The sequence below is a fragment of the Myxococcus sp. CA039A genome (assembly GCF_013336645.1).
Lineage (GTDB): Bacteria > Myxococcota > Myxococcia > Myxococcales > Myxococcaceae > Myxococcus > Myxococcus llanfairpwllgwyngyllgogerychwyrndrobwllllantysiliogogogochensis.
The window spans coordinates 1-10,375 of the sequence record NZ_JABUMQ010000365.1 but is presented as its reverse complement, the minus strand read 5'-3'; the positions used below and the strand labels follow the sequence as shown (position 1 = coordinate 10,375).

Annotated in this window: 10 protein-coding genes; 5 read left to right on the top strand and 5 right to left on the bottom strand. The window is 69.2% G+C overall.

Annotated features, from left to right (window positions below; translation table 11 throughout):
- Both HR086_RS39860 and HR086_RS39855 read right to left on the bottom strand, forming a co-directional pair.
- Positions 1 to 1,140: serine/threonine-protein kinase (locus HR086_RS39860; RefSeq protein WP_174468228.1), on the bottom strand; the 1,140-nt coding region annotated here is incomplete at its 3' end.
- 109 nt (positions 1,141 to 1,249) lie between these two features.
- On the bottom strand, positions 1,250 to 2,122 hold the full coding sequence (locus HR086_RS39855) for a class I SAM-dependent methyltransferase (protein WP_174468227.1): 873 nt from the start codon (positions 2,120 to 2,122) through the stop codon (positions 1,250 to 1,252).
- A gap of 249 nt (positions 2,123 to 2,371) precedes the next feature.
- Between HR086_RS39855 and HR086_RS39850 the strand changes: the two genes are divergently transcribed.
- Together HR086_RS39850 and HR086_RS39845 are read left to right on the top strand one after the other, a co-directional pair.
- A complete protein-coding gene (locus tag HR086_RS39850) occupies positions 2,372 to 3,547 on the top strand; it encodes a hypothetical protein (protein WP_174468226.1) in 1,176 nt (391 codons plus the stop codon).
- A gap of 45 nt (positions 3,548 to 3,592) precedes the next feature.
- The gene (locus HR086_RS39845) at positions 3,593 to 3,889 is read left to right on the top strand and encodes a hypothetical protein (RefSeq protein WP_141643321.1); all 297 of its coding nucleotides are present in this window, start codon (positions 3,593 to 3,595) and stop codon (positions 3,887 to 3,889) included.
- A gap of 31 nt (positions 3,890 to 3,920) precedes the next feature.
- On the opposite strand, the gene HR086_RS39840 is transcribed toward HR086_RS39845, so the two are convergent.
- Together HR086_RS39840 and HR086_RS39835 are read right to left on the bottom strand one after the other, a co-directional pair.
- Positions 3,921 to 4,334 carry a hypothetical protein gene (locus tag HR086_RS39840; protein ID WP_174468225.1) on the bottom strand — a complete coding sequence of 138 codons (414 nt, stop codon included), beginning with the start codon at positions 4,332 to 4,334 and terminating at the stop codon, positions 3,921 to 3,923.
- A 69-nt stretch (positions 4,335 to 4,403) separates the two neighbouring features.
- On the bottom strand, positions 4,404 to 5,861 hold the full coding sequence (locus HR086_RS39835) for an alpha/beta fold hydrolase (protein WP_174468224.1): 1,458 nt from the start codon (positions 5,859 to 5,861) through the stop codon (positions 4,404 to 4,406).
- 66 nt (positions 5,862 to 5,927) lie between these two features.
- On the opposite strand from HR086_RS39835, the gene HR086_RS39830 reads away from it, so the two are divergent.
- From HR086_RS39830 to HR086_RS39820, 3 genes are all read left to right on the top strand, one after another.
- Complete coding sequence (locus tag HR086_RS39830) at positions 5,928 to 6,836, top strand: LysR family transcriptional regulator (protein ID WP_174453940.1); 909 nt, start codon at positions 5,928 to 5,930, stop codon at positions 6,834 to 6,836.
- A gap of 187 nt (positions 6,837 to 7,023) precedes the next feature.
- Positions 7,024 to 7,995 (top strand): aldo/keto reductase, encoded by a 972-nt coding sequence (locus HR086_RS39825; protein ID WP_174453941.1) that lies wholly within the window; start codon positions 7,024 to 7,026, stop codon positions 7,993 to 7,995.
- Between the two features lie 187 nt (positions 7,996 to 8,182).
- Positions 8,183 to 8,428, top strand: coding sequence for a hypothetical protein (locus tag HR086_RS39820; protein ID WP_141643326.1), 246 nt, complete (start codon positions 8,183 to 8,185; stop codon positions 8,426 to 8,428).
- A gap of 79 nt (positions 8,429 to 8,507) precedes the next feature.
- On the opposite strand, the gene HR086_RS39815 is transcribed toward HR086_RS39820, so the two are convergent.
- Complete coding sequence (locus tag HR086_RS39815; protein ID WP_174468223.1) at positions 8,508 to 10,334, bottom strand: CHASE domain-containing protein; 1,827 nt, start codon at positions 10,332 to 10,334, stop codon at positions 8,508 to 8,510.
- Positions 10,335 to 10,375 lie beyond the last annotated feature (41 nt).

Sequence of the window (10,375 nt, the reverse complement as noted above, 5' to 3'; positions counted from 1 at the left end):
GGCCAGTCGTGTGGGGGGCTCGATTCCCAGCGTCGGAGGACTCGCGGTGGGAGGGCGAGCCACCGCTGTGACTCCCATCCCGTTGGGAGGCGGCGTCACGGGACGCAGCATGGGTGGTGGGCCCGGAGGAGGACGTCGGGTCTCCCTTCCGGGAGGAGTGCGCGTGCGCGGAAAGTCCGCGCCCTCCAGGCGAATCTCCTCTCCGGGGACACTGGCCAGGTCCGCCAGGGGCGAGCGCCAGTCGGGAAAGGCGCGGCCGAAGAGGCTGGCGATGTCGGAGGCGCTCACGCGCAGGCGGTGGTCGAAGAGGAAGTTCTGGATGGACTCGGAGAACTCACGGGCCACGGGAAAGCGCGCGGCGGGTTGGGCGGCCAGTGCGCGCAGGAGCAGGGCCCACAGCGGCGCGGGGACGCCGGGCAGGGGCTCCAGGGCGCGCTCGTCGAAGTTGCCCAGCGCGTGGATGATGTGAGGTGTGGTCCCCTCGAAGAGGCGGCGTCCGGCGAGCATCTCGTAGAGCAGCAGGCCCAGCAGGAAGATGTCGCTGCGCTGGTCCACGGGACGGCCGTGGACCTGCTCGGGGGACAGGTAGTTGATTTTGCCCTTGAGCACGCCGACCTGCGTCTCCTGGTGTCCCTCGTCCGCGACCTTGGCGATGCCAAAGTCGGCCAGCTTCACGCCCCCGTTGCTGGAGACCATGACGTTGGAGGGGTTGACGTCGCGGTGGATGATGTTGAGCGGGGCGCCGCTGGAGTCCGTGCAGCCATGGGCATACGCGAGGCCGTCCGCCACCTGTTGGGCGATGAAGCAGATTTCGCGAATCCCCAACGGGACTTGTCGCCTGCGCGCCGCCTTGAGCAGCGCGCCCAGGTTCTCCCCGTCCACGAACTCCATCACCATGTAGTACTGGCCGGCGCTGGAGCCCAGGTCCAGCACCTGCAAGACATTGCCGTGCTGAAGCGAGACGGAGAGCTTGGCTTCGCGCAGGAACAGGTCGACGAAGGCCGCGTCCTGCACGAAGGAGGGGAGGATGCGCTTGACGGCGACAGGCTTCTCGAAGCCCTCGGCGCCCACCACCTTGCCCAGGAAGACCTCGGCCATACCGCCCGCGGCCAGCTTCTTCACGATGCGGTAGGTCCCCACGCTGTCTCCGGAGCCGCAATGCCATCGCAGACGTTCCGGAGAGAGGAAAGGTCACAATCGGGCGTTCCGGGCTCCAGGGGCCGGGAAAAGTGGCGGGACTGTCTTTCGGTCAACGCTTGTTGGCGGTGGGGTGTCTGTTCTTGGACGCCGCGGACGGATGGCGGATGCCCGTGGTGAGGTAGGCATTGAAGAGGCCGACCTGGGGTCCCGGGCCCAGGACGGTGGAGACCTTCTCCAGCAGGGCCTGCTGGATGGAGGGCCACTTCTCACCCAGGGCCTTGCGCGCCAGGACGACGGGGGCGCTCGCGCGAATCATGGAGTCCACCATGGCGGCGGTGGATGGGTATTCCGCGCGGGCCGTCGTCTCGTACACGGCGACCTCGTCAAAGCCAGCCGAGGCCATCTCGCGCAGACACGTCTCCCGGTCCGACAAGGGCATCATGCCGTCCCGAGGCGCGCCACCGCCACCACCGCCGCCTGTCATCAGCTCCGCGAAGCTTTGATAGACGGTGTTCATCGCGGGGGAGTGCTCCAAGGGCAGCCAGCTCGACACGATGGCGCGGCCGCCTGGGACGAGCACGCGGTGCAGCTCGCGGAAGCCGCGCGGGCGGTCCGGGAAGAACATCAGGCCGAAGAGGGAGAAGGCGGTGTCGAACGTCTGGTCGGGCAGGGGCAGGGCCATGCCGTCGCCGGCGAGCGCTTCGATGTCGAGCCCTTCCGCGGTGGCGCGCTCACGCAGCGCGGAGAGCATCTGGGGGGCGAAGTCCACCGCCGTCACGCGGGCGCCCTGTCGCGCCGCGAGCAGGGAGAGGGTGCCGGGACCCGCCGCCACATCCACCACGCGCGAGCCCGGGCCGACGGCCATGCGAGAGAGGGCGTCCCGGGCGAAGTTCTCGAACACGGGGAGCAGCTCGCGCACGTACTCGGGCGCGACGAGGTCCCACGGTTCGGGGGCTGCGAGCGGTGAAGCGGTCGACGACATGGGGTGTGGCCTCCAGGATGTTGGACGCGGATTCCACCCCGAACGGGCCGCGAGCGCTTGGAAGAAATGCACCACCCGCGTGCCGCCAGGGCAGGGGCGGTCTCCACGGTGACTTCGGGTAGGCTCGGAGCGCCCATGTCTTTCGCGCGTTCCTTTCTGCTCCTGTTCTTCGCCGCATGTTCCACCACCCCGGGCGGTATGCATTCTCAGGCCACTCCCTTGCTGGTGTCCCATCCGGAGCAGCACTCCATGCGAGTGGCGCGCGCTGTCGAGGCCACGGAGCGGAAGGACTTCGACACCGCGCAGCGGCAACTCGACGAAGCCCTCGCAGATGCGCCCACCGACGCGAAGGCCCTCTTCGTCCAGACCTGTGTCTTTTTGGAGCGGGGCTCGCTGAAGGAGGCCACGGGGATGGTGAAGCGCCTGCGCGCATCGGCGCCCGCGAGTCTCGAAGCACCGGTCCTCGAAGTGCTCATCGAGAGGCGCGGTACCCACCCGACAGAGGACTGGCGCGACTCATTCTTGTGGGCGTGGAGGAAGGCGGGTCGTCCGGGGTTCCAGGACCGCGACCTGTTCGACGGGATGGGTGATCTCCTGGAGAAGGCGAAGGCACTGCTGGCTGGAGCCTGGGGGCGGACGAACAGCGCGGAGGTCCGGCTGGTGCTCGCGCTCGCCGGCGACGAGCTTGATGCGGAGTCGCGGCGCTGGCTGTTCGCGCATCTGGAGGAGGTCAAGGACCCTGGATTGCTGCTGGCCGCCCTGGCGTTCTTCCAGCGCGATGTCCTGGCTGGGGAGCAGCGCGACCTGTTGCGGTCACGACTCCGTCGCTTCGCGGAGGATGCGCCGACGGACATGCAGCGCTCCCTCCTTCTCTTGCTGGAGCCTCGCGTGGCCGATGCGCCGTTCACGGACGAAGAGCTCCGCGAACTGGAGCGCATCGCGGCCCTGCCCGACTTCCGGCCCACGTCCACCGTGTCGATGTACGCGGAGGCTGAGCGGCTCTTGAGGTCAGCGGGAGTGACTCACCCCGAGAATGGCGCCTTCATGGTGATGGTGAATGAGCTGGTGCTTGACGGGCCCTATTTGATCTCCAAGGTCGTCGATGCCTCCTACGGGAGGCTCTCCACCGACCACCGCATGCGGCTGGGGCGGGTGCTGTGGTCCCTGGGCGAGCGCATGGCGGCCGAGTCGACGCTCGTCGAGCGCCTGGTGGGGCTGAACACGATGAGGGAGGGGGCCATGCTGCTCATTGACTCCGAGCGACTCACCCAAGCGGCGCTGGCGCTCGAAGAGGGACGGGAGGTCGCGCGCGTCTCGAGGAGTCTCGAACTCGACGCGTGGCCTCTCCCTTCGCTGCAGGAGGCGATGTTGGCCGCGACGGTGAAGGACGAGTGGACGCACCTGCGTGCCTTCGCCGTGCCCTGAGGCTGCCCTTGACTCATGGGCCCGGTCACCAGAGGCTGTGACGCAATGCTGATTCGATGGGTGGCTTGGGGCGCGATGATGGCGCTGCACTTCCTCGCGATTGTCTTCGTCCCGGCGTCGATTGCGCCCGCGCTGGCCGGCTCCGTCTACCTGCCGCTGATGCCCCTGCGTGCCCTGGGGCTCCCAGTCTTGTCGCAGGAGCCGTCGGGCGGCTGGGCCGGACCATCGGTGCTCGGCTGGGTCGCGGTCGTCCTTGTCTGGGGGCTGGTGTGGTGGGGCGTGGTGTTGCTGCTCACCCACTTCGTGCAGCGGCGCGTTCGTCGCGCATCTCACGTGGCTTGATGGAGTGACGCCGGCTTCCGGCGAGGCTCCTTCAACCCGCGACGCCAACGGCCTCTGGCTCGTGCCAGCCGAGGCCCAGGCATTTCCAGCACGTCGCGGTGCGGAGGATGGACCCCGTCCCCGTGCAGGCCGCGCAGTCGAGCGCGCTCACGGTGCGTTCGGGCAACAGCTCCCGCAGTCGGGGATACTTCTCGCGGCTCGTGGTGAGTGCGACCACCTTCCACACGTCATCAGTCGCTTCGGACTTGGATTCCTCCCAGTCGTACGTCAACACCGTGCCGTCTGGGCGAAGGACGACCAGGCCGCCCATGTCGGCGTACAGGGGCAGCCCGCCGAGCTCGCGGGCCCGCTCGCGCTGGTCAGCGGGCTCCGTGGGATTGAGCAGGAACTCTCTCAGCCACCGCTCGATATCGTGACGGAGGCTCTCGGAAGGCTTGTGGCTCATGCTCCCTCGGAACGGGAGTGTCCTGGTCGTCATGCCTCCAGAGGTTAGCGCCTCGGACGCAACGGCGCCTCAAGGTGCCGCTGCGCTCTTGCCGAAGTCCGCGCCGCGAAGCTGGAGGACGCAGTCCAGGGGCAGTGGCCCCTTGGGGTCGCGGAGGAAGGCCATGGTGACTTGTCCTCCGCAGCGATTGAACGACGCGCCATGGCTGTAGCCTCGCAGCTCGACGTAGCGGGCCTGTGACATGGACTCGAGCAACTGCCGTCCCCAGTCAGGAGGCGTGTCCGGGTCGAACTCCCCCGCGAAGATGAGCGTCGGCACGTCGCTCTTCACCGGCGTGTTCTCCTCCGCGGGCACTGGCGCCACGTTCCACACCCGGCACGTCTCCATGGACGCCGTCCCTTCGTCCACCCCGCCCAGCCCCAGGGCCGGTGAGCGCTGCGCCGCGATGCGCTTCGGGTCCTCGAACGGAATCTCCTCCGAGCACCAGACCGACAGCCGCAGCCCCCAGCTCATCGTCGACGGACCCAGGCTGTCCTCCACCAGCGGCGTCAGCTCCGAGTAATCGCCCGCCGCCGCCCGGCTGATGATGCGCGGGAGGAGGGGAATCCGCTCGGGGTCATGCAGCGCCGAATAGAGGGCCTCGACGACCTGCGCCCCACGCACCTCCACCGGCCGACCTCCCGTAGCGGCCTCCTTCAAGACGAGCGGCAAGGGCTTGCGCTCGGCGGTGGCGACGAGCTGGGCGAAGCGCTTGCGCAAGTCGGGATGCGCGGCCGAGCACTCCCGGTCGATGGCGCACCCGTCGAACACGAGGTCGAGCGAGCGCAGCAGGTTCACCGCGGCGACCTCGTCGAAGTTCACCTCGGGCGGCAGCACCGAATCCAGGATGACCGAGCGCACTCCCGCCGGATGTCTGCGCAGCACGGTGAGCATCAACCGCGTGCTGTAGGAGAGGCCCTGGAGGTTCCACGTCTCGTAGCCGAGGACCTTGCGCAAATCCTCGATGTCATCCGCCGTCGCCGTCGTCGTGTACCCGTCCAGGTCGACCCCGGACGCCGTCAACGTCGCGCGGCAGCGGCCCGCCGCCTTCGTCAGCGCGTTCTGGGCACTGGCACCGCGCAGCCGGCCCGCCGCCATCTCTCCCTTGAGCGTGTTGATTTCGGGGCACTCCAGCGCCGGCTGGGCCATCTTCACGCCGCGCTGCTCGAGGACGATGAGGTCGCGCTCGTCGAGCAGGAGGTTTTTCTTCCCGGAGCGCAGCCGGGCCACGGAGCTGACCCCGGGGCCGCCCGGCATGAAGAGCAGCGGGTCCTTCGCCGGGTGCTCGGCGCGGCTTCGCAGACGCATCACCGGCAGCCGGATGGAGCGGCTTTCCGCCTTGCTCCGATTCTCCGGAACCACCAGGAACCCACAGTCGATGCGCTCCCCGGCTTCCACGGTGGCGGGGCAGGGTGCGGGCTCGAACCGGGGCACGCCCGAAATGGCGAGTGACAGCGATGCCAGGAAGGCCATGATGCTCGAGGACATGGGCTCCGTTAGAAGTCAGCTCCCCGCCTCGCGTCCAATACCGAAATCCAGGCCTGTGATAGCGAAGTGATCTCACCCACGCTCGATGCCCGTCGCCTCACGTGTTTCATCGCGGTCGCGGAGACGCTGCATTTCCGCAAGGCCGCGGAGCGCCTGCGTCTGGCGCAGCCCGCGCTGAGCCAGCAGATTCGCCGCCTGGAGGAGGAGCTGGGCTGTCAGCTCTTGAAGCGGGACCGGCGGCGCGTCGAGCTGACCCCGGCGGGCAGGACGCTGCTCGAAGCGGGAAGGCGAGCGCTCGTCCACCTGTCCCATGCGGCGGAGGCCGCCCAGCGCACCGCCAGGGAGCAGCAGTCCTTGCTGCGCGTCGGGTTCGTCAATCCGGCCGCGTTCGCCCTGGTGCCGGACGTCCTGCGCGGCCTGCGGGCCGAGCACCCGGATGTGCACCTCATGCTGCGCGAGGCGGACAGCGTGACGCTCCTGGAGGAGGTCCGGCTGGGACAGCTCGACGTTGCCTTCGTGCGCGGGCCCGTCATCGCGCCAGGGGTTCGCGTCGACACGCTGCGCCGGGAGCCGCTCGTGCTGGTTCTGCCGTCGCGTCATCGGCTGGCGCGCCGCGCGCGGGTGCCGCTGGAGCAGCTCGCGGATGAGCCCTTCATCGGCTTCGCGCGGGACACGGCGCCGTCGCTGCATGACGCGATGATGGGCATGTGCCTGGAGGCGGGGTTTACGCCCACGTTCGTCACCGAGGCGGTGGAGTGGTTCACCATGGTGAGCCTGGTGGCGGCCGGGCTCGGGTGCGCCATCCTCCCGGAGTCGGTCCGCACCTTCTCGCGAGAGGGCGCCGTCTATCGCGCCGTCGCGGGAGCTCCCCGCCACGTGGACCTGGTGATTGCCCGAGCTCCCACGCCCCCAGGCCCCGCCCTCAAGGCCTGTCTGCGAATCGTGTCGCGAATGACGTCGGTGGCGCTGCGCTGAGCCCGTGGCCCCCCACGCTCGTGACGCCCCCTGCGAGGGTCCGGGTCGAAGGGCAGGGATTGAACGGTGGTCCTGTTCGGACTCGACGCACTGGATGCAAGTCGTCACTGTGGCGCGCTCGAACGGCATCCGGCCGGACCGTTCCCCAACGCGCAGCGTCCTTCCATCCGGCCGCGAGGGAGTCGACATGAAGTACACGAACCTGGGGCGCTCGGGGCTCTCTGTCAGTCGGCTGTGCCTGGGCACGATGAACTTCGGCTGGACCACCGAGGAGCCTGACGCGCACGCCATCATGGACTCCGCGCTGGAGCGGGGAATCAACTTCTTCGACACGGCCAATGTCTACGGTTGGGGCGAGAACAAGGGCCGCACCGAGCAAATCATCGGCAACTGGTTCGCGCAGGGCGGCCGTCGGCGCGAGCGCACCGTGCTCGCCACCAAGCTCTACGGCCCCATGGGAGAGTGGCCCAACGAGGGCAAGCTGTCCGCGCTCAACATCCGCCGCGCGCTGGACGCCAGCCTCAAGCGGCTGCGCACCGACTACGTCGACCTGTACCAGTTCCACCACGTGGACCGCGCCACGCCGTGGGAGGAAATCTGGCAGGCGATGGAGGTCGCTGTCGCCCAGGGCAAGGTGCTCTATGTCGGCAGCAGCAACTTCGCGGGCTGGCACATCGCCCAGGCCCAGGCCGCCGCCGCGCGACGCGACTTCATGGGGCTGGTGAGCGAGCAGTCCCTCTACAACCTGATGGCGCGCACCGTGGAGCTGGAGGTGCTGCCCGCCGCTCAGCACTACGGCGTCGGCATCCTGCCGTGGTCTCCGCTCCAGGGCGGTCTGCTCGGCGGCGTGCTGAAGAAGGAACGCGAGGGCAAGCGCCGGCTGGAGGGCCGCGCGCAGGAAGCCCTCCAGAAGAATCGCGAGCGAATCGAACGCTACGAGAGTCTCGCCGCCGAGCTGGGACACGAGCCGGGTGACGTCTCGCTGGCGTGGCTGCTGCACCAACCCGCCGTCACCGCGCCCATCATCGGACCCCGCACCGCGGGGCAGCTCGACGCGGCGCTCCGAGCGCTCGAGGTGAAGCTCGATGACAAGGCCCTGGCCCGGCTGGATGAAATCTTCCCGGGGCACCGTCCCGCGCCCGAGGACTACGCCTGGTAGCGCCGCGCCACCCTCCACCTTGCGCCACCTGTCGTCCGTCGGTGTCTAGGAATCGGTGCCTCTCACGAGGCACTGTCGTTGCTGGGAAATTCTTATTTCCTTGTAATCCTGGACACCCCTCTGATGCCTGAGGCAAGGTCCAGCTCACCGAGGGTGGCTGCGCCCTCATCGCGCTGGAGTTCACATCATGCGTCGCTTGGTCGTGTTGTTTTCGCTCCTGGGTCTGTCCGCGTGTGGTGGTGGTGTCGAGTCCGCTGGAACCGAGCCGGAGGCTGTCTCCGGGACGGAGCAGGAGCTCTGCTCCAGCGCCAATGCCTGGGAATGTTTCTGCGCGCAGTTCAAGACGCAGGAGGCCTGTAGGACGGGCTCGCAGCGCTGTGTCTGGCAGCCGTACACGGCGGTCGGCAGCCGCTGTCTGCCGACGTACGAGTAACAACACCCGGTTCGCGCGCCTCTGACAGGTGGCACGAGCCCGGCGGGGGACGTGTCCTCTCGTCGGGCTCGGCTCCCGCTCAGGGCGCGAGCGGCCCGGTAGGCTCCGTCGGGGGCGGGGGTGGCATCTGTGTCCCGGAGACAGGTCCGGTGCGAGGCAACACGACGACGAAGGTCGTGCCCTGACCCGGGTGGCTCTCCAGGAAGATGCGTCCGCCATGTGCCTCGACGAGCTGGCGGGTGATGAACAGCCCCAGGCCCAGGCCGCCGTAATGGCGGCTGGACACCGCGCGCTCGAAGCGGTCGAACACGCGCGCCGCGTCCTCGGGCGCGATGCCGATGCCCCGGTCCCTCACCTCCAGCCGGGCCTCTGCCTTGTCCCCGAGCACGCGCACGTCCACCGGCGCGCCGTGTCCGTATTTGAGCGCGTTGGACAATAGATTGGTGATGACCTGCTCCAGCCGCAGCCGGTCCCACCGGCCCGTCACCGGCTCGGGCGTGTCCACGTCCAGGCGCACGTTCATCGTCTGCGCCTCCGCCTCGAAGCGGCGCACCAGCTCGCGCACCAGCTCTCCCAGCTCCAGCGGCTCCAACTGGAGCTCCATCTTGCCGCTCGACAGCCGCGACACGTCCAGCAGGCTGTCCACCAGCTTGGTGAGTCGGGTCGTCTGCCGCTCGCAGGTCTCCACGCCGCGCTCCAGGCGCACCGTGTCCACGGGCTCGCCCTGGTGGAGCTGTCGGAAGAGGAGCTGGAGCTGGAGCTTCAGGGACGTCAGCGGCGTGCGCAGCTCGTGCGCGGCGACGCTGAGGAACTCGTCGCGCACCCGCACCGCCGCTCGGGCCTCGCTCGCCAGTCGCCGCTGCTTGGCGCTGGCACGCTCCGCGCTGGCCCTCGCGTTCACCTGGGCGCGCGTGACGAGGAACACCAGCAGCGACATCAGCAGCCCACCGCCGGCCACCGTGGCCGGGTGACTGGAGCGCGTCCCCTCGAAGAAGGCGGGCCGCGTGGTGAAGACGAGCGTCCAGGGGGTTCCCGCCACCAGCACGGTGAGCTGCTCACGCAGCAGGCCGCGCCCCTTCGGGGTCTGCTCGGAGCGCGAGGTGTAGAGCAGGTCCGTCGCGCGGGTGCCCGCCCCGTCGTAGATGGTCAGGTCGATGGTGGACTGGAAGCCGGGGAAGCGCAGGCCCTCCACCAGGTCCCTCATGCGGAAGGCGCCGAACACGAAGCCCTGAATCTGGGCGCGGCGTGCTTCGGGGGTCGAGGGCTCGGGCTCCTCGTAGAGCGGCACGTAGAGCAGGAAGCCCACCTGTCGGTCCGGTGCGCTCTTCGGCTCCGACACCAGCCGCACCTTGCCGGAGGCCGCGGGCAGCCCCGTCTCCAGCGCGCGCTGGAGGGCCGCGTGACGCACGGGCTCGGACGTGATGTCGAAGCCGAACGCGCGCGCGTTGTTCCCGTCGAAGGGCTCCACCATGGTGATGACGGCGTGGTCCTGCCGCACGATGCGGGGACGGATGCGATAGTCGGGGAAGCCCTCGGCGCGCACCTCGGCCTCGTGCCGTGGAAGGTCCTCCTCGCGAAGCCACTGGGCGAAGCCGATGCTCTGGATGCCAGGAAAACGCCGCCGGGCCTCCAGGCTCGCGGTGTACGCGCGGAACTCCCGCCGCTCCACCTCCTGGCTGCCGCTGAACACCCCGCGCGTGCCCAGCAACATGGCCTGGTACATGTCCATGCGTTGCAGGAGCGCCACGCTGCCGTCGGTGACGGCGTTCTCGAAGAGCTGCTCCCGGCGCAGGTCCACGCCGCGCTGGACGTAGGCCGTGGCCCCCGCGGTGATGAGCAGCCCCGTCAGCAGGGCGCCATACGCGGCCGCGTTGCGGCGCAGGTGGGAGAGGAGGGGGGGCGACACGGCTTCGCGGGAGCAGGACCGGAGGGAGGTTGCCGGGGAAG